Here is a 20,638-nt window from a genome sequence, read left to right as displayed (position 1 = left end):
GATATCGGGCATGGGCTGATTGTGGTTTTTGAGTTGTCGTTGTGAGAGACAATAACTCTACTACATCGGCCCTCTCTCTTCATCCTCTTATTTTGGCTAAGGTATTGTAACGAGGAATTGAGGGATGTCATCGCTAGTAGTACTATTTTTCTATAGGGTTAGCGATCGCCAATCATGAGGCTTTGAAAGCTAGATTTTATCTGAAAAATTAAAGATATTTAAGCCCCTTTTTGCTTTGGAAAGGGGCTTATTGAAGTAACGTGAATATTTACGCCAAGTTATTGACTACACCGTAACTCACTTTTGTTAAACCACACCGCAGTCTAGTCAATGCGGCGCAGATTAAATTGTTCGTTTCTCAAACACTCAAAATCATGAACCAAAATTACCTAATTTATCTAGGCGATCGCACCATTTTTTTATCTCAAAAAAAATAATTGTCTAAGCCTGATTTAGCAGGAGATGGGATACTTTACTTGACGATATTGGCAAACTTGGGTTGTTAAAATCAAAAATAAATACTGATATTGATCTAAAATATTAACTCTGTGAAAAATAAAGAAATTTTTATGAATAAAATATCGGTTCCAGCTTTCTTAAAAGCTTCTTGGGAAAATTCATTTCATCTAAAGCAGCATCTACAAGAATTTTTGCATATAGATGCAAGAACTCTAGAGATGAAATTAGATACTGGTCACGAGCAATTGACCGATTTAGGTAATAAAGATTTTGATTGGGACAAAGCTACGGCTTTTTATCGTGACAGAGTGGGGGAGCTTTACTTATTTGAGTTGGGAGCGTGGCATTTAGGAAGTAATGACTACATTGAAGATACACTGCGATTGATTGTAGATTATGCTCAAGGTCGGGTGTTAGATTTTGGTGGTGGAATTGGCACACATACTATTGCTGCTGCCCTTTGCCCTCAAGTTGAACAAGTTATATATTGCGATATTAATCCTATTAGTCGTGATTTTGTTCGTTACCGAGCCGAGCAACTAGGATTGAGTAACAAAATTATAATTGCTCAGGAAATACCAACCAATGAGAGTTTTAATACAATCGTTTCTTTTGACGTGTTAGAACATTTGTCTGATCCCAGTCAGCAAGTGCTACACTTCCATCAAATTCTACACCCAGAGGGTAAATTAATTCTCAACTGGTGTTTCTTTAAAGGTTTTAATCAAGAGCATCCATTTCATCTAGATGACCCTCAAATAGTAGATACTTTCTTCAAGACTATTCAGAGTAATTTCATAGAAGTTTTTCACCCTTACTTCATTACAGCTCGTTGTTATCGTAAATGGACTGGAAGATAGCGAGTATAGTGTGTTAGGCGCACATTCGGAGATAATTTTTCACTCCAAGAATAACTTAAGCACTTAACACACCGGTAAATAATACGGTACGTTACTCCTTACTCATTACTCATTACTCCTTACTCATTAGAGTTAATATTCCTTGGTCTGCATCTAAAGTTACCAATCCACCCACAGGTAAGGCTGCATTGGGACTGTCATGACCAAATGGTAAGTCCGAAACAATGGGAATACTCAAATCTGCCAAGCGATCGCGCAAAACTTCTTCTAAACTAAAACTAGGTATGTTTGCTGGTGGTTCACATCTGGTGAAGCTACCCAAAGCGATACCTTTGATTTTGGCTAAAGCACCACTTAAACGCCACTGGGTGAGCATCCGGTCAATGCGGTATGGTGCTTCGGTGACATCTTCTAAAGCTAGAATTACTCCATCTAAATTGGGTAACAAGGGTGTAGCTAACAGATGGGTTGCTACAGTCAGGTTTCCCGGTAACAAAAAACCCGTAACCACACCGCCACCCCAACCGCAACCTTTGAGGGGTGGGAGTGGTCGTCCTTCCACCCAATTGAACAAGCGCTCAACTGACCAATCTGGTTCATCAGCTAAAGTTGTCAATACAGGAGCATGAACACCAGAGATACCTGCGTTGTAAAGACTCCACAACAAAGCCGTAATATCAGAAAAGCCAATCAGCCATTTGGGAGTAGATGAGTTAGTTTCCCAAGTCCAATTTTCTAAGATGCGGGTGCTACCAAAACCACCTCTAGCACAGAGGATACCCCGACAATCTGGGTCTTCCCAAGCTTGAGCTAGTTGATGACGACGGTTTTCATCTTTGTCAGCCAGATATCCCCAATTATGTTGAATATCATTGGCTACTTCTACACGATAACCGCGCGATCGCCAAATTTCTACACTCTGCTTGAAAGCCTTAAATTCTCGCAAAGCACCACTGGGAGTAATAACTCGCAGTAAATCTCCGGGTTTGAGAGGTTCAGGTAAGATTGTCGATTTCATCAATGATTTTTGCAAAAGTCAAAATTTAGAATAGCCCATTGGAAGGGTTTATACCCATTCCTAATTGGTAATTGTCCTCATTGTGTAACATAGTATGATTTATTCTTGCCGACTTACTGAAGCTACATAAGTAAATTTTATTTGTCAAAACTATGACTACAGACCAAAGCAACTCACTGAAGTTGCTATTTTTATCTACTCCTGTGGGTGCAATTGGCTCTGGTGTTGGGGGTGGTGTGGAACTGACTCTCACTAATATTGCTCAGGAAATGCTCCGGCGTGGACATATTGTCACAATAGTTGCGCCTAGTGGCTCAGTAGTGAAGAATATATCAGTGATAGAAATTGCTGGTGAACTGCAAACACCAGCCCAAACCCAGACCCGCGATGAGCCGATTATTTTGCCGAAAAACTCTGTTTTAGCAAATATGTGGGATTATGCTCGGCAAGTTCAATCAGATTATGATTTAATTGTCAATTTTTCCTATGATTGGCTTCCTTTATACCTGACTCCATTTTTTAGCTGTCCTATCGCTCATTTGATTAGTATGGGTTCTTTAACTGATGCGATGGACTCCATCATTGAGCAAGTTGCAACTAATTTTTTGGGGACTGTAGGAGTGCATACACTCTCTCAAGCACAGACATTTACCTTTGCAGATAAATGTCGTTGTTTAGCTAATGGGATGGATTTATCCATTTATCAATTTTGCTCTCAACCGAGTGATTTTTTAGCCTGGGTAGGTAGAATAGCCCCAGAAAAAGCTTTAGAGGATGCAGTCGCCGCAGCGCAAATTACAGGTATTCCCCTGAAAATTTTCGGATTTAAGCAAAATGAGCAATACTGGCAAGAAATTTGTCAAAAATATGCCGATGCTCCCATAGAATATTTAGGATTTTTACCTACAGAGGAGCTGCAAAAAGAATTAGGTAAATGTCGGGCGCTATTGGTTACACCTCGTTGGGTAGAAGCCTTTGGTAATGTAGCGATTGAGGCGTTAGCCTGTGGTGTACCGGTGATAGCTTATCGTCGTGGTGGACTCACGGAAATTGTCAAAGATGGGGAAACGGGTTTTTTGGTAGAGCCGGATAGTGTTGACGGTTTAGTGAGTGCGATTAGACAATTAGATAACATCGATCGCCTTGCTTGTCGTCAACAAGCAGAGACAGAATATTCTCAACAAGCAATGGGCGATCGCACAGAGCAGTGGTTTCGAGATATTTTAAGGGGAATAAGGCAATACATTTGATATCAGCCCTATGTAATACTAAATGTTTCAAACTAGGGGGGGATGTAGATGATACACTTTTTTTATACTCTGTTAATAAATGTTGCGTAAATTAGGAAAATATACTTATGCGTATATTGATGCAGGCCGCAAATGCAGTGGCGACTGGTGGTAATCACTTTCCCACAGCCTTTACCGTGGTTTATATAGTCGGTTTTATTGCGGCTGTAACTATTGGTTCCATTGCTTGGTACAACTCTAAACGTCCTGTTGGTTGGGAAAGTAAAGATCGCCCTGATTTTGTACCTAAGGTAGAAAAAGAAGAAACTCCGGGTCTGGGTGAACCGAAGTCTTAATTAGTTACTAGTCAATAGTCGATAGTCAATAGTGAATCAAGCCTAGACTAGAGACTTTTGACTATATTTAATTTTGAACTTCTACCCAACGCCGATACAGTTGTTTAATTTGTTTCAACAGTACAGTATGGGCTGATTGGTTTGAGTCATTAGGTTTTGCTATGTCTTGTAGTTGTGTCAGAAGCTTTGCTTCTTCTACCGCCACTTCCCCATCACTATAGATTAAGCCACTGATGGCTTCGATGAGATTTTCGCAGTCTTCGAGACTGGGGCGATCGCCTAGATATTCTTTCACCCATGTGTAGCATTCATTGGGCTTGACAGCAACTAACTCATACAGCCAAGGCTTAATCTCCGGATCGCTAGCCAAACCTTTAGCTTGGGCTATCTCGCGCAGATATTGCCGTTCTTCTGGTTGAATTTTGCCATCAATCCAAGCAGCACCTATCAGGATTTTAATTAAATTTTTCACATTGGAATCTGTCACCATCGCTGCCTCCTCTGGGAGATTCAGGCTTCAATCAAATCGTACTATCCTTGTTAGTAATCATTCGGAAACGTTGGCTTTTCTTAAGCGCACCATGAAAAACCCGTCCATGTCTTGATTGTGGGGCCAAACTTTCAGCCAGCCTTGGTTTGTGGTGTAGCTAGAATAAGGCGAATCAGGGCTTGGTGGTTCAATTTGCCAATCAGAATTTTCAGCTAAAAATGCTGTAATTACACCTTCATTTTCTGCTGGATGCAACGTACAGGTAGCGTAAACCAGCACACCACCAGCTTTGACAAATTTGGATGTGTGTGCTAAGAGTTCCTGTTGTAGTATGGAAAGTTCTTGGACAGATTCTGGTGTCTGTCGCCAACGTGCATCTGCATGGCGGTGTAAAGTGCCTAACCCAGAACATGGGGCATCTAGTAACACGCGGTCAGCAGTATTGTAAAATTGTGGCAGATTGCGGCTATCGCCTGTAAAAGCTTCGATGGAGTGTAAATTCAGACGTTGGGCATTTTCTTTAAGTTTACGCAAACGAGAAGGAGTGCGATCGCCAGCCCAAACTTTTCCCTCATCTTTAATTAATTCAGCAATATGAGTCGTCTTTCCCCCTGGTGCTGCACAAGCATCAATAATGACTTCACCGGGTTGGGGGTCGAGTAAATGGCTAACTAACTGGGCGCTGGCATCTTGGACAGCCCACCAACCATCGTTAAACCCTGGAAGCTTTTGGATTGGCCCAGTATTCCCAATTAATCGTAAAGCTTGAGGCAAATTAGGAATATGCCTAGCTAAAATCCCCGCAGATTTTAGTGCTGTCTCCACTTCTGCGACGGAACTACGCAAGGGATTGACTCTTAAATCAATACTTGGCGTTTGGTTCATCCATTCACAGAGTTTTTCTGTCTCACTCAAACCCAATTGTTCTAACCATACTTGGACAATCCAGTCAGGAAAGCTGTATAAAATTCCCAATCTTTCCACCGGGTTTTCTGGCAATTCTGGAAAATCCGGTGATGTTTCCATCAAACGAATATACTGCCGTAATAAACCATTCACAAAACCCGTAAGCCCAGCAAAACCATTATCCTTGGCTAATTCCACAGTAGTATTCACAGCCGCAGAAGCAGGAATACGCTCTTGATAACGCAGTTGATATAAACCTAAATGTAGAATAGTGCGGAGTTCAGTCGGTTGTTGGTGAGATTTCTTTTTAGCAAGTTGATCAATCAGAAAATCCAGAGTACGTTGTCTGCGAACACTGCCATACAGTAATTCTGTCACCAAACGACGATCAATATCTGCTAGATTTGCTTTTTGCAAAACTCTATCTAAAGCAACATCCGTATAAGCCCCTTTATGAACATCTCGGAGGGCGATAAAAGCTATTTGACGGGAATTTGTCATAAAAAATACTATCTTATAGATTCAGATAACAAGCCTGATATATCTCAATACTTGCTCAGACCAAACACCAGCTTGTTCTGCAACTTCAGTACCTATACCAACTCTTGCTTCTGTACCTCTGTGGGAAAGACTACTATTGAAACACAAAAAACGGAGACAAAGCAAACACAAAACCCCTTACAGTTGCAAGGGGATGAAAATAAATCTTTATTTTTGACTCAATTGAAAAGATTAATCCGAGTATCTTGTTATTTACCCGTACCAATCAAACTGTTATCGAGGCATAGAAGCATCTACACTGCTAATTTCAAACTCACACGCCCTAGAAACTAATTCTGATGGCAATTTATCAAAGCTAACTAATGATAAATGTGAGGGATCTTTCATCAATTCCTGAGCTAATAAGAAGCCAGCTATTGTCCAGGTTTGATATTTTCTGGCTTGCTTGCCAATTAACCGCCCTTTCTTACCATCGTAATACTCTGGCCATTCATCTTCTAAAAGGCGTGCTTGAGCAATTTCTATAGCTTTACCTGCTAGATAAGGTTTACCCGCTTTTACAGATGCTGCTGCTAACATCCACATCAAGACTGGCCAACTCCCTGCATTATGATATGACCAAGGAATATTTTTAGGGTCACACCCTGTGACTATTCTATATTCTTCATGTTCCAACGCTGGGTAGCAGATTTTCATCGGCATATCTCCTACCAAGTCGTCCCATCTGTCTTCAATGAGAGTCATAATGGCTTGTGACTGTTCCTCTGTAGCCAAGTCGGAAACAATAGCCATCAAATTACCCAGCGCAAAGAAGCGAGTATCTAACTGCGAAGGGCCAACATTACCTGCTAAATAACCGCCTTTTTTAGGCAGCCATTTGTCTAATTCATAATAGGGAATCGAATCTACATATATGTTAAATAAATTGACTGCTGCTTTACCATATTCTTCACTCTTGAATCGATAAATGGCATTTAAGCGATTAATATCTATCCAATAATGTTGGCGAATATGGGCGCACAAAAGCGGTAGACGGTTATCAATTGCTTCTACAACATCTTGATTTCCTTGACAAATTAACATTTCGCGGGCAGCACGCAATGCCGTATAAAATAAAACTTGTAGCTCCAAAGGATGACCATAAATACCTAAACGGCGGTCAATCATACAAGCACCGTCTGGAACCAACAGGGTTGGATACATATCAAATCGATTTGCCAAACAGATTTCCATAATTAGCCGAATACCTGTTTGGAATTCAGGCTGATAGGCTAAAGAAAAATCTTTAGTTGCAACTCCATAAGCACGCAATAAAATAATCCACCATAGACAAGAATCTACTGGTGTAACTCGTGCGATCGCGTGTTCACCAAAATCCGCTTCTAAATATTCTTCACCATTATCTGATACTACTTTAAAACTAGCTGGAATTAATCCTCTTCCAGGTTTATAGGCATCTAGTTGTCTATCTTTAGGCTGTAATTTTAGTGTTTCTTCTAAAAAATTACGGACAATATCTGATCTACCTTTGATCAGAAAAATTAAAGCTGATGAGACAAAATCTCGAACAAAACACTGGTCATAGTTCAGTGCTTCCACAGAAGCATCAAAGGCTGCAACTGTCCCAACTGGAAGACCTTTATAATATAAGATTGATTTTTCTAATGCTTGCCATGCCGATTCTTCTATAGTGTCATTTGTGAGCAATTCGTTTAGCTTCTGCATCGCCAGATTAACTCCATTGGGGGTGTGAATTTTTGGTAGATGCGCTTTAGTTATATTATCTTTACAAACTAGCAAAGATAATGTTTTAAATAGCCTACATCAATTGAAATAACAGCTTATTATCAATTTTTTTCAGCTGTTGATTCTTATAACATTTAATGCACAATTAATTTCTTGGCAATCATTTATTATTGTGATAAGTTACAGCTATAACTGTAATTGATTACCTCAAGTTATCAAATGACTACTAAAAACATTACTGGTAAGATATATTTTTAGATTATCCGTTGTTCCGTTTTTATTTCCGGAACGCTGCTTTACCAAATAAAAATATATCCGTGTGGGTATTTAAGGTTTGCATGAAGCCTCAGTGACTCCTAACATCCTTAATTAATGAGGATTTAGGTTTAAAGACTAATTTTCCCCTACAAATTAATAATTTATAACTTTTTATGAAAATATGCAATATGAATAATTGCACTTCTCAAAAAGTCAATACTTCCGTAAGATATTATATTGTACACCACAGAAAGATTAAATGCTGTGATTTAAAAAACTAATCACCTATAAATTAAGCCTAGCAATACCTTGAACCGTACATAAATGCAGGAGAAAAGAGTACAAGCGGAGCCTATCAAATAATCTTTGAAATGCTAGCATAAACTCAAGAGATAAATTTAAATAAGGGTGATTATACTTAAAATATATTGAGCATTTTTGCTAAAATATAAAAAAAATGTTGATTAATAGCAGTTGATACAAATATTTGAGAATTAATCAGTTAATAAGGCATTTTTTGTGGGAATTTTAGTTGAATGTAGTCACTAGGAATGTAGGTCACATCGGCTGAGATCCCAATAATGAATATTTACGCCGAATTATTTATATGTCCTTGACCTTACTTCCTCCTCCCACACAACAAATCATTAGTGAGATTGCTAGTAGTGCTGGTGTAGAAATGTATGTGCTGCGCCTTGATTTGATGCACCCATTGGTAAACGGTAATAAGTGGTACAAGCTAAAATACAATCTCTTAGAAGCTAAGGACAAAGGCTACACAACGTTACTTACCTTTGGTGGTGCATATTCTAATCATATCTTTGCCACAGCTGCCGCAGGTAAACTTCTCGGATTCCATACTATTGGTGTGATTCGTGGAGAGGAGATACTACCTTTAAATTCGACGTTGAATTTTGCTGTAAAACAAGGTATGCAGCTTGTGTATGTTGACCGTGAAACTTACCGACAACGAAACAGCGCTGTGTTACAAGGAGATTTAAAGAAACGCTTTGGTGAAGTATTTATTATTCCTGAAGGTGGTAGCAACTTAAATGGTGTGCGCGGTTGTACTGAGATATTAAAGACAACGACACAAGTATTTGATACTGTTTGTCTAGCCTGCGGTACAGCTACCACCTTAGCAGGTATTACCCTGACACTAAGTTCTCATCAGCGTGTGCTTGGTTTTCCTGTATTAAAAAATGGGAGTTTTTTGGCGCAGGATATCAACAATTATGTCAAAAATTATCTCACAACTGGTTTGTCTGTAGTATACAGTCCTCCCACATCTTGGGAATTGCTTTGTGATTACCATTTTGGTGGTTATGCCAAAGTGAAAAATGAACTGCTCTTGTTCAGTCAAGAGTTTACTCAAACCCACAACATACCCCTTGATTACGTGTATACCGCAAAAATGTTTTATGGTGTGATGGATTTACTCAAGCAAAGATATTTTACCAAAGGCGATCGCATCTTACTCATCCACACTGGCGGTTTACAAGGTAATCTGGGTATGAATGAAAGATTGTAGAGTTTTTTTAAACTAAAATTTAACTTTGTAAATAATACGTTTCTGGAAAACTCCATCTTTTTTCTACCCCCTATTTCTCTGACAGAAATCGGTCGTCAATCCTGAACTATAGGATTTTACCTGCGGTGCTGCGGCCGTCAAAACTAACTTCCCTTGGGCATCAACAACCCAAGCGTTAGCCTCAATAATAGTATTTGCAGCAGTATTTTCTATCTTTGTGAGATTAGTTTCGTTTTGAGCAACACTGTTGACATTGTTAACTATCACCCAATCTGCAATGATTGCATCATTATCTAAAGTTTCATAGGGATTTGCCGGTATGCCGCCCCGTCCAGTGATAATAACTTGATTTTCTTTTTGTGCTGTCGCTTCACCACTATGACATTTTTGATAGATTTGATTTGATACATCAATCGCATCTGATGGGAGTTGGGTTAAATTTTGGCTGGGGTCTACCTCAGGAGTAGTAATTTCTACACTACCATTCAACTCTGGGCTGGAACCAGTGGCTGTAATGTCGCTGTTCGGGGTAAGTGCGTTACGAAACTTTGTGCCGAAAATAGTTTGAGCGTTGATTCTTATCCGACCACCACGAAAATCAGCAGAATTAGCACTAATATCACTATTTTGGATAGCGAATAAAGTGTTAGTATCAATATTAATATTGCCACCGATAACATTTTTGCCTGTGGCGTTAGTGGTAATATTGCTGCCACCAGATAGTATGAGATTGTGCGATCGCAAATTAATATTTGCTTGTGATTGTTGAGAATTAATACCGTTATCACGAGTATCAGCACTAATAAAAGCTTTATCATCCAACCGGATAGAATGAGCATGAATATTTAAGTTGCCTGCACTCCCCTTACCGCTACTCTGCACCGCTATTCCAGCCCTCTGCCGAATTTGTAATACATCCGTGTTCATCGTCAGGCTTCCAGCGTTACCCGTGGAGTTTGTCGTTGCTGTAGCAAACAAGCCACTTGTAAGCGCACCATTCAAAGCACTACCAATTAAATCCACCCTCTCAGTCGCCTTGACTGTTAGATTCCCTCCTTGACCATCACCACTGGTACTGGTAGAAACTTGCGCCCCGTCACTCACCCATAAAGTACGAGTATTAATTGATAGTTCTCCGGCGTTACCCGTTGAGCCAGCAGTCGCCACAGTAAACAAACCACTAGAGAACAAAGCATCAGGAGCCGTACCAATCAGCTTTATCTCAGAAGCCTGAACAGATAAATTCCCACCTTTACCTGCACCAAAGGTACTAGCACTAATTTGAGCGCCGTCGCGTACCAGTAAGGTAGAAGTATCAATCTTTAAACTGCCAGCATCTCCTGTAGCATGACGATTAGTTTGAGCAAACAACCCACTAGCAACATTATTCCTAGACACACCAATTAGTTTTATTCCTTCAGTCCCTTGGACAGACAAATTACCACCCTTTCCCCCACCAAACGTACTAGCACTGACCTGCGCCCCATCTTGCACTAATAAAGCACTAGTGAAAATTGCCAGAGAGCCTGCATTTCCAGTAGCCAGAGAACCAGCTCTAGTGAACAAACCACTAGAAACACCATTGATAGCAGTACCAAACAGTTGCACTTTATCAGTGGCATTGATAGTTAAATCTCCGCCTTGACCTTCTGCAAACGTGTCAGCACTGATGCGCCCTCCATTCTGCGCTATTAACTCACGAGTATTAATCGTGATACTGCCTGCATCTCCAGAAACAATGGCATTAGTAAATAAACCGCTAGGTAAACTATCTCTGCGCTTCACCCCTGTTATCACCAAATCTTGTAACGGGCCGATAGTTTGAGGCACTGGTTCATCTGCGTCTGAATCATTAGGCCAGTCCCCAGGAATTGCTCCACTGGGAGAAGTGCCAATTACTTGTACCTTATCAGTGGCATTCACGGTCAAGTTTCCGCTTTTGCCCTCACTCAAATTTCTGGCAATTATCTGCGCCCCATCTTCAATTCGCAAAACACGAGTATTAATCGTTAAGTTTCCAGACTCTTCATAGTCATTAGCTTGAGTAAACACACCACTAGGATATATTTCGTCTAACGAGCTACCTACCAAGCTCACCGACTCTGAGGCGTTGATAGTCAAACTAGCCTTTGTCTGCATAGTACGAGAAATAATGCCAGAAATGTTATCAGAAGAATTAGTGATAATTTGTGAGCCATTCTCAACTAATAAATTACGAGTATTAATCGTTAAATTTCCGTTGAATGTGGAGTTATCTGAAGCGGAAGCATAGATACGGCTAGGAATATCTTGAATATCACCTGTTAGTTTCACTTCATTTGAAGCATTCACTATCAAATTTCCACCATTCACACCAATGACAGACTGATCTTGAACTAATAAATTTTTAGTATTAATAGTATGATTTCCTGGAATATTAGATGGATTACTGGCAGAAATTGAACTTCTCTCCATCAATTGAATGCTTTCTTTTGCATTCATTGTCAAATTATTTAACAAATTTAAAGACGCATCTGTGACTACGATATTTTTACCTGTAATGTTGAGGTCGCCTAAGCTATTAATATTAGTTCCTGAAAATATTTGAATATCACCAAACTCAGGTACGGAATCAAAGTTAAATAAGAATCCTGAGCTTGTTGGGTTGATGCCTACTAAACCTGCCGATGCCACACTGCCTAATTCTATTCTGCCCTCAGCCTTTAAAGTATTAAGATTGGCATTTTCTAAAATAATATTGCCCCCAAGCAAAGCTAAAGTTTGATTGCCTTCAACTTGCAGCGTACTAGGCTGATATATTGATTCTCCTTGCACTTCGATACTGCCAGAATTAACACCATATTGCAAACCAATAGGAGTAGTGACATTAAGTAAAGGGGTAGCTTCTGTGGCTCTAGAGCTAAACTCTCCACCGTCAGCAAATTTGATATTATTAGCAGTACTGGCAACAAAAGAACCCTGAATATTTAAACGCGCATTAGGGCCAAAAATAATTCCGTTGGGATTGATGAGGAATAAGTTGAATCTGTTTCTGGATGTGATAGTACCATCAATATTTGATGCTTCTCTACCAGTAACCCGACCGAAAATATTTTGAATATTCTCAGTAGTGTTGAAGTAAGCTGTTTGACCTTTGAGTAAGGAAAATTTGGTAAAACTGTGAAATAGGTTGTTACCTATTGAGGTTCCATCATCAATGATGAAAGTACTTTCCTCCAGTCTATTAGTAGTGACAGTAACGTTAGTATTTCGAGGTAATGTAGTATCTTGAATAACTTCAGCATTACTGGAATTTTCAAGGCTAATTATTGCACCTATGCCCAAAATGATGGAGATACTTGCTGTGATGCAATGGCGGCTCATTTTTACTCGTGTTAGAAAATTGTGAATCAACACCTAGTTTACTCTTATATAGGATTCCTATTTGATTTTTTCAAAACTCAATGCCATTTAAAAAGTCTTATTTTTCCTAGTAAGAATGAGTATTAACTAATGCCTACTTAAGCAAGAAATTGGAAAAATTAAAGAGGGCTATCATAGCTCAATATATAATTAATTAATATCGTCATATAATTTTTACCCTCAAAGCAATAATAAAAATCCCCACCTACTGGCACAAAGTCTTGTAGGGAGGATTTTGTTAATTTAAAAACAACTGACTATTGACAACTCACACACAAAACGCAGTCAATATTTCTGCTAAAGCCTATCTCAGAAGCCCAATCAAAAATTCAACCCCGGCCAGTCCGGCTGACGATAATAATGTGTCATATCGTCAAACTTCCTCAGTTCCACTCGACGAATCAAGAACTCTGGCGCATTTAACAGCCATTTTTGATTCAATTCAGACAATGTATCACTGAGTTTTATCCGGTCTAAATCTGATGAGACCTCCCCAAAATAACCTAATGTTACATGAGCAGTCAGATGATAATGCTGTTCAATTCCTAAAGCTATTAGTTTAGGATTCTGATAAATTGTGCGGCGGAATTTAATGATTTGTTCGTAACAAAGTTCATCTTTGGGTACTAAACAAACACCGACAGCCCTTGGCATGATGATCAATCCCAACATTTGCCAGTAAATTGGATTACTTCCTAGTGTCAGAGATTCTTGATATTGCTGTAATATCTCAGCTATGCAAAAGCGTAACTGTTGTTCAAAATCAGGATTTTTTTCGCAAGCATCCCGATAAGCACTATCCCAAATCAAATCCGCCAAAGTCAAATGAAAGCTAGCAGAAGGTACAGGAACTAGCAAATCATGATTGATAGGTAACTGTAAAATTTCCTGCTGATAGGCTTGTAACTGGGAGTAAAAACCAGAATTATCGGAGTCTTCTGCCGCCAATGGAGTAATTAGCGTATACCCCGGAAAAGGTGCTGCTTGCCTAGACCCCGAAGATGGCTGGAATTTATATGATTCCTGAATATGCTGGACTTGGGATCTATGAGCCTCTGGTAGCGTCAATCTTGCCACCCGATTTAGGTAAATTTGATAGTTATCGTCCAATCTTTATTGCCTCGCGCTCTCACTTGATAGATTTTCAGAAAAATCACACAACTTAACAGAGTGATTTAAAAAGTATTTAGTTTTTTCTTCAAGTCATATTATCAGTAGAAGTCCTTCATTCCCTACTCCCCATCTTCTCATGATAATTGTGGCTTGTTCCACCAACAGAACCCTCTGCAATTTCTCCATCGAGTATAATTACAAACACGACTGTTAAACTCTGATAAAAAGTTGATAACAGTTTTCAATTATATGAGGTATACCTTAGCTTCTTAGTTCTAGCCTCTGACCTCAAAGAGATATACCTCACTTAAACGAGAAAAGCTACATAAGAGTCACTTAATCTGAATATTAGTTAAACACCAATATGTTTGCGAGAATCCAGCACTTTGTCAATCAATTTTTAAATAAATCAAGAAAAATCAATAACGAACCTCTAAATAGAGTAAGTTTGATTGTCCTTATTCTGATTGATATTTTTATTTTAATCAACGTTTTTACAGGGTTGGATGATATTAGTAGATGGCATATTAGCCCTTTACAAGCTTATCCATGTTATTCCCAATGGCAGAATTACCGCACAAAAAATAGCGGAAATCAAGATTACGAAATCATTAGGCAATCATTGCTTTATGAGAGTGGTAATCAACTTAGTCAAAAACAAATCTACCAACAATCTGAAGCAGAGCATCTAGGTAAAGTAGCTCCCACCTGTTTGCAGTATGCAGAATACATAGATAAGATTAATATTCCTCAAAATCAACAAGCAATAACAGCGATTGACCAGAGACAAGGGCAAATAGGTAATCTTAAACAAGCTAATAGTCGGATTCGTACTGAGTATGACTCTACACTCTTAGAAAAAATTGCTGGGCAATCTCGTGAGCAGTCGATTAATCAAGTCGGCGCAGAAAAGGCCAAACAAGAGTTAGAAAAAAATAATCTTAACATTTTTAAATTAGAAAAGGAAATATCTAATCTTAAAAATGAATTGCTGACGAAACAAGAAAGTAGAAATTTTATAGCTTTTCTTGAGAATAGTGAAGAATTTGGAACAGTTGAACAAGGCTATAAACAAGCATCCTTTTGGTATCCAAGTATCCAACTTGCCTTTCAGACTCTGTTTTTGTTACCACTGATATTTGCTACTTTGCTAGTTCACCAATTTTCTCAGCGCAGAGGATACGGACTCATCACTCTGATTAGCTGGCATTTATTGGTGATATTTTTTATCCCCTTAATCCTGAAAATATTTGAATTTCTGCAAGTTGGAGCAATTTTTCAGTTTGTCTTTGATGTTATTAGCGCCATTTTTGGTAGGTTGCTTTTTCTCGTCAGCTATATTTATATATTGCTGATTCCACTGATTGGTTTTAGCATTATTAAGTTTTTCCAGAAAATTATTCTTAACCCTAAACTTCAGGCGGTTAGCAGAATTCAAAAATCACGTTGTGTAAAGTGTGCGAAGAAACTCCGGCATAATGATGCCTATTGTCCGCACTGTGGTTATTATCAGTATATTGAATGTCGAAATTGTCACAATCTCACTTACAAGCATTTACCACATTGTAAACATTGCGGTAGTTTGCAAGCTTCTGATGATTTGTAATGAAAATGCTTTTTTCTGCACTACCCACTGACAACTCAGTGACATATTTATGAATTCGTCTAGTCTGAAAATACAGCTTAGGGGCTAGATATCTAGAGATGAGAAGAGATTTTCATATTTTTTTTGTGGTATTTTCCCGTGATTAGCTGTCTGGAAATTTCTTTCAGCTAAATACCTCCATGCTGAAATGGAGGTTGGGAGTATGGACGAGCATCGATAAACTGTAGAATTTTTCTGACTTCATTAATATTATGTCAAAAATTGGGAATTATATGGACAATTGCACTAGCAGCAGTTGAGGTAATTGTCATTCCTAAATTTTCTAAAACTTGCGTAGTAGTACTGAATAAACCAACAAAATTAAGCTAGATTGAATTAACTGAATTTCTTTTAAGTGAAAATACTGACAAAAATTAAGTTAAATTCTGTTAAATTAGCGGTGTTAATTTAGTCATTATGAATTAAAAGATACTCAAAGGTATATAAATTTATTTGGTCTTTACCTTGTGTTGACTAAAGCTTCTAGAAGCTATATTCCTTGCAGTAGAAAAGTTAAGAAATCAACAATAGTTTAAACTTTATTGAGGATTTAATCATCATAAAATCTTGCCAGTGTCTATGGTGTACTACATATACCATTTGATAATTGTTGTATTTTAAATCACGTACTTAGTTGACTAGTTCATGATAGGACTTGTGGCAAAGCTCTGCATAAACTTAGTTGAGACATCTGGAATTTATCTAAAGTAACAGCAAAATGAGTACAACTCCTATAAATAACTACAGGTTGAATCATAAACTACATCCCCTATCTCTGTTAGCTCAACTCACAAGTCGTCATGCTACAGGTTGTTTGCGTGTATTTACAGATACAACATCTTGGGCAATTAATCTAGAAGAAGGTAAACTTACTTATGCTTCCTACTCAGATAAATTATTTGAGCGTCTTGATAATCAACTGCGGCGCTTAAGCCAAAAAATTCCTACTCTGAATAGCGCCACTCGTGTACAAATGCGACTGATGTTTGAACCTAAAGGTGAAAGTCAGTCTATCTTATACGCAGATTATCAAGCAATTTGTTGGTTAGTAAATCAAAGCCATATTACGCCTAAACAAGCCACTATTCTGATAGAAGAATTAGCTAAAGAAGTCATAGAGACATTTTTAGTTATCAAAGAAGGAAGTTATGAATTCGTCCCTGACATTGCTTGGGAAGAATTACCAAAATTCTGTCATTTAGATTTGCGTTTATTAGTTGAATACTGCCAAAAACAACTACGAAATCGCCAACATACTCAATCATCAATAAATGCGGGTGGTGGGTCGCAACTTTTACCATCAAAAAGACCTGTATCATCACCATCCTCAAAACCAAATAGTCATGAAGTTAGTGAAAATTCACATCAAATTAATTCCCCATCTCTAGTCAGAAAAACTTTATATACTATTGCTTGTATTGATGATAGTCAAACAGTCTTAAATTCTATCAAAAGCTTTTTAGATGAGAATGTATTTACAGTAGTGACTATTAATGATCCAGTGAAAGCTTTAATGCAAATTCTGCGGAGTAAACCAGACTTAATTTTACTCGATGTAGAAATGCCAAATTTAGACGGCTATGAGTTATGTTCTCTATTGCGGAGACATTCAGCTTTTAAAAATACACCAATTATTATGGTGACTGGGAGAACAGGATTTATTGATAGAGCTAAAGCCAAAATGGTCAGGTCTTCAGGATATTTAACTAAACCTTTTGACCAATCAGAATTACTGAAAATGGTGTTTAAACATATTGGTTAATTATAAGGACATTGAATAATGAGTATTACCTTAGTCGGGAAAATTTTGATTGTGGAAGATTCACCCAGTGAATTAGAACTGATGAGCCATTATTTACAAGAGAGTGGTTATAGTGTCATTAAAGCTGCTGGAGCAAAAGAGGCAATAGAGAAAGCTTTATTGGAAAAACCTGATGCCATTGTCACTGATGTAGTTATGCCAGGAATGAGCGGATTTGAATTATGTCGTTCCTTAAAAAAACATCCCCTTACAGAAAAATTACCTATAGTAATTTGCAGTTCTAAAAATCAAGAAATTGACCGTTTATGGGCAATAAAACAAGGTGCTAATGCTTATCTTACAAAACCATATACCCGCGAAAATCTGCTACGTGCAATTAAATCAGTCGTAATTCTTAATTCGTAATAGCTACAGCTAATTTAATACCTTCATAAACAAGACTTGCACCTACTTAATTAATAAATTGTTGATTAATTTTAGAGAATTGGGATAAATCAATGAATGATTCTCACAATACACTGGCTACTCTGTCACCTCAAAATAAATTAGGAGATGGTTATCTTAAATTTCAACTCAATCAGCAAAGTGCTGCTATTTTAACAATGAATAATACCCAAGAAGCAGTTATTATACCTGTTGAATCTATAACATCAATGCCAAATATGCCTGACTGTGTCTTAGGTTTAATGAATTGGCGTAGTCGAATAATTTGGGCAATTGATTTACCTAAAATGCTCAACCTGGAATCTCTAGATAATAGATTGCATCAATATAATGTCATTGTGATAAAAGTAGAATCAATGCTCTTGGGTTTAGTAGTACAAGAGATTAAAGGAATAGCTAAATTCATGCCTGATGAAATTCGTTCACCTATTGGACAAGTGGCATCTAGTTTAGTTCCTTATCTACGTGGTTGTGTTGCCCAACAGGAAGAAATTTTTCTCGTATTAGATGCTCAAGCAATTGTAAATTCTTCTGTATTAGTTGGCAATTAAAAACATCACTAAACTATTTTAGTGTTCTCATTAACTCGTTCAAAAAAGTGCAATTATGATTAATAAAACTGACATGGCTAAGAGTGGTGATGCTCAAAATCAAGCATCATTGATTGCTCAGACAAAATCTAGTAATGGTGTAGGAAAAATTTCAAGTAAGCTGAATCTTCTGCTAAATCAAAAGAATTTAGCTTTTTATTACCAAAATTTAAGCTTAAAGACAAAAGCGGTAATTTTGGCGATCGCACTCGGTACACTCCCCATTTTAACCGTTGGTGCGATCGCCCACAACTTACTTAATAAATCAATTACCCAACAAGTTACTGAATCTCAACAAACAACAGCAACTAGATTAACAGATACAGTTAATCGCTTCATGTTGGGACGTTATACAGATATTCAACTTATCTCCCGTTTGCCATTTTTGGCAAATCCCCAAGTTAGCACTAAAACAACCAAAGAAGAAAAACAAGCAGTATTAGATAGCATTATCCAGATTTATCAAAATTATGACAGTATTGCTGTTTTCGATATCCAAGGTGAATTGATTGCCCAGTCTACAGGGGAGATTTTATATAATCAAAAAGGGCAAAGTTATTTTCAAGAAACCCTGCAAAAAGACTCCCCAATTATTCACAAATCAGACAGAGCAAACATTTATATAGCTGCGCCAGTTAAAGATACAACCACCGATCAAGTTATCGCTGTTGTCCGAGCTAAAATGCCGATACAATCCCTAGAAGCGGCTATACAAAACTACGCAGATAATGGACATATATATAATTTATTAGATACTTCAGGGATAATTTTTCTCAGCCCAGAAAAACAACTGTTAGGTAAAGAAGCCAAAGCAACTTATCCCGATTTAGAATCACGTCTAGAGGGAAAACAAGTCGATAGTTTCCTCACAGTTCCTAAAATTAATCGTCAGCCAGTATTACTGAGTTACGTACCATCACAAAATTTAACAGGACTACCAAACCTAGACTGGCAAATTCTTTTAACCACAGATGCAGATGTTATTAATAGACCACAAAAACAACTTCTGTGGACAATTATTCTGGGTACAGCATTATCAGCTTGTACAGTGGGAGCGATCGCAGCTTGGTTAGCCAAGCGTACCATTAAGCCTCTGTTGAATGCTAATGCCGCTTTAGAAAAACTCGGTCAAGGTGAATTTTCCACTCGTATAGAAGTAGATAGAAAAGACGAGTTAGGCGCATTGGTTGCCAATATTAATCAAGTCGCTGAACATTTACAAATTTTGGTCAAGCAAAGAACATTTGTCATGACCAACGTTGACCAAGAATGGCAACCACAAAATGCTCTACAATTACAACTTTTAGAACTACTCAGTAATGTCGAAGGTGTAGCCAAAGGAGACCTAACAGTACGTGCAGACGTGACGGCTGGTGAAATAGGTACAGTTGCAGACTTTTTCAACTCCATCGTCGAAAATCTCCGCGATATAGTCACCCAAGTCAAACAAGCAGCCGGACAATTAAATACTGCTATTGGTTCCAACGAAGGCGCAATTCGTCAACTAGCAGAAGAAGCCCTCACCCAAGCCGCCGAAATCAACCGCACCTTAGATGCAGTTGACCAAATGACCCATTCCATGCAGGCCGTAGCCGACAGCGCCCAACAAGCAGCCACAGTTGCTAATCATGCAGCCTTTACCGCTACCAAGAGTGGACAAGCAATGGACTTAACCGTCCAAAACATCTTGTCTTTGCGGGAAACGGTCGGTGAAACAGCCAAGAAAGTCAAACGCCTGGGAGAATCTTCGCAACAAATTTCCCGTGTAGTCTCCATCATTAATCAAATAGCCACCCAAACTAATCTCCTCGCCATCAACGCCGGTATTGAAGCCGCCCGCGCTGGGGAAGAAGGCGAAGGCTTTGGTGTAGTTGCAGAAGAAATCGGCGAACTAGCCGCCAGAAGTGCAGTAGCAACTCAAGAAATTGAGCAAATAGTCGAGAACATCCAACGGGAAACCAGCGAAGTAGTCAAAGCGATGGAAGTGGGAACAACTCAAGTAGTAGAAGGGACAAGAATTGTTGAAGAAGCTAAACAAAGTCTGAGTCAAATATTAGATGTATCCCGGCAAATTGACTATTTAATTCAATCAATTTCTACTGCAACTGTATCTCAAGTAGAAACATCACAAACTGTCAACAAATTAATGCAAGATATAGCATCTGTCTCACAACGCAGTAGCGATTCTTCCCGTTTAGTAGCCCAATCTCTCAAACAAACTGTCGAAATTTCTCACCATTTACAAAAAACCGTCGGTACTTTTAAAGTAAGTTGATAGTCAAGAGTTCAGAGTCCACATTCCTTAGTAAAGAAAGACCATTGACTGTT

At 38.4% G+C, this 20,638-nt stretch carries 15 protein-coding genes; 9 read left to right on the top strand and 6 right to left on the bottom strand.

The genetic code is table 11. The annotated features are described in order from the left end of the window. Positions 1–569: 569 nt before the first annotated feature. Positions 570–1,319 carry a class I SAM-dependent methyltransferase gene (locus H6G18_RS11410; RefSeq protein WP_190407217.1) on the top strand — a complete coding sequence of 250 codons (750 nt, stop codon included), beginning with the start codon at positions 570–572 and terminating at the stop codon, positions 1,317–1,319. A 112-nt stretch (positions 1,320–1,431) separates the two neighbouring features. Here H6G18_RS11410 and H6G18_RS11405 read toward each other — a convergent pair whose 3' ends face one another. Then, complete coding sequence (locus H6G18_RS11405; RefSeq protein ID WP_190407216.1) at positions 1,432–2,337, bottom strand: S66 peptidase family protein; 906 nt, start codon at positions 2,335–2,337, stop codon at positions 1,432–1,434. A gap of 152 nt (positions 2,338–2,489) precedes the next feature. Between H6G18_RS11405 and H6G18_RS11400 the strand changes: the two genes are divergently transcribed. Then, positions 2,490–3,587 (top strand): glycosyltransferase family 4 protein, encoded by a 1,098-nt coding sequence (locus H6G18_RS11400; protein ID WP_190407215.1) that lies wholly within the window; start codon positions 2,490–2,492, stop codon positions 3,585–3,587. Between the two features lie 107 nt (positions 3,588–3,694). Then, complete coding sequence (gene psb35 / locus H6G18_RS11395; RefSeq protein WP_190407214.1) at positions 3,695–3,922, top strand: photosystem II assembly protein Psb35; 228 nt, start codon at positions 3,695–3,697, stop codon at positions 3,920–3,922. A gap of 67 nt (positions 3,923–3,989) precedes the next feature. Here psb35 and H6G18_RS11390 read toward each other — a convergent pair whose 3' ends face one another. The 3 genes from H6G18_RS11390 to H6G18_RS11380 form a co-directional block, all read right to left on the bottom strand. Beyond that, positions 3,990–4,412: a tellurite resistance TerB family protein gene (locus tag H6G18_RS11390; RefSeq protein WP_190407213.1), complete on the bottom strand. Its 423-nt coding sequence runs from the start codon at positions 4,410–4,412 to the stop codon at positions 3,990–3,992. 57 nt (positions 4,413–4,469) lie between these two features. Next, entirely contained in the window at positions 4,470–5,819 is a 1,350-nt protein-coding gene (locus H6G18_RS11385; RefSeq protein ID WP_190407212.1) for a 16S rRNA (cytosine(967)-C(5))-methyltransferase, read from the bottom strand. Positions 5,820–6,092: 273 nt separating this feature from the next. Continuing rightward, positions 6,093–7,544 carry a glycoside hydrolase 100 family protein gene (locus tag H6G18_RS11380; RefSeq protein ID WP_190407211.1) on the bottom strand — a complete coding sequence of 484 codons (1,452 nt, stop codon included), beginning with the start codon at positions 7,542–7,544 and terminating at the stop codon, positions 6,093–6,095. Positions 7,545–8,430: 886 nt separating this feature from the next. Between H6G18_RS11380 and H6G18_RS11375 the strand changes: the two genes are divergently transcribed. Further along, positions 8,431–9,354, top strand: a complete 924-nt coding sequence (locus tag H6G18_RS11375; RefSeq protein ID WP_190407210.1) for a 1-aminocyclopropane-1-carboxylate deaminase/D-cysteine desulfhydrase — start codon at positions 8,431–8,433, stop codon at positions 9,352–9,354. Positions 9,355–9,417: 63 nt separating this feature from the next. Here H6G18_RS11375 and H6G18_RS11370 read toward each other — a convergent pair whose 3' ends face one another. Together H6G18_RS11370 and H6G18_RS11365 are read right to left on the bottom strand one after the other, a co-directional pair. Further along, positions 9,418–12,717: a two-partner secretion domain-containing protein gene (locus H6G18_RS11370; protein ID WP_190407209.1), complete on the bottom strand. Its 3,300-nt coding sequence runs from the start codon at positions 12,715–12,717 to the stop codon at positions 9,418–9,420. Positions 12,718–13,077: 360 nt separating this feature from the next. Next, the gene (locus H6G18_RS11365; RefSeq protein ID WP_190407208.1) at positions 13,078–13,866 is read right to left on the bottom strand and encodes a DUF1868 domain-containing protein; all 789 of its coding nucleotides are present in this window, start codon (positions 13,864–13,866) and stop codon (positions 13,078–13,080) included. Between the two features lie 367 nt (positions 13,867–14,233). On the opposite strand from H6G18_RS11365, the gene H6G18_RS11360 reads away from it, so the two are divergent. From H6G18_RS11360 to H6G18_RS11340, 5 genes are all read left to right on the top strand, one after another. Further along, positions 14,234–15,475, top strand: coding sequence for a hypothetical protein (locus tag H6G18_RS11360; RefSeq protein ID WP_190407207.1), 1,242 nt, complete (start codon positions 14,234–14,236; stop codon positions 15,473–15,475). Positions 15,476–16,232: 757 nt separating this feature from the next. After that, positions 16,233–17,276 (top strand): response regulator, encoded by a 1,044-nt coding sequence (locus H6G18_RS11355; protein ID WP_190407206.1) that lies wholly within the window; start codon positions 16,233–16,235, stop codon positions 17,274–17,276. A gap of 18 nt (positions 17,277–17,294) precedes the next feature. Next, complete coding sequence (locus tag H6G18_RS11350; RefSeq protein WP_190407205.1) at positions 17,295–17,681, top strand: response regulator; 387 nt, start codon at positions 17,295–17,297, stop codon at positions 17,679–17,681. Between the two features lie 92 nt (positions 17,682–17,773). Beyond that, positions 17,774–18,271: a chemotaxis protein CheW gene (locus tag H6G18_RS11345; protein WP_190407204.1), complete on the top strand. Its 498-nt coding sequence runs from the start codon at positions 17,774–17,776 to the stop codon at positions 18,269–18,271. 55 nt (positions 18,272–18,326) lie between these two features. Continuing rightward, a complete protein-coding gene (locus tag H6G18_RS11340; RefSeq protein WP_190407203.1) occupies positions 18,327–20,585 on the top strand; it encodes a methyl-accepting chemotaxis protein in 2,259 nt (752 codons plus the stop codon). Positions 20,586–20,638 lie beyond the last annotated feature (53 nt).

The organism is Anabaena subtropica FACHB-260, assembly GCF_014697105.1.
In the GTDB taxonomy this organism is placed as follows: domain Bacteria; phylum Cyanobacteriota; class Cyanobacteriia; order Cyanobacteriales; family Nostocaceae; genus Trichormus; species Trichormus subtropicus.
The sequence above is the reverse complement of the archived record's forward strand: the minus strand, read 5'-3'. Positions and strand labels throughout refer to the sequence as shown.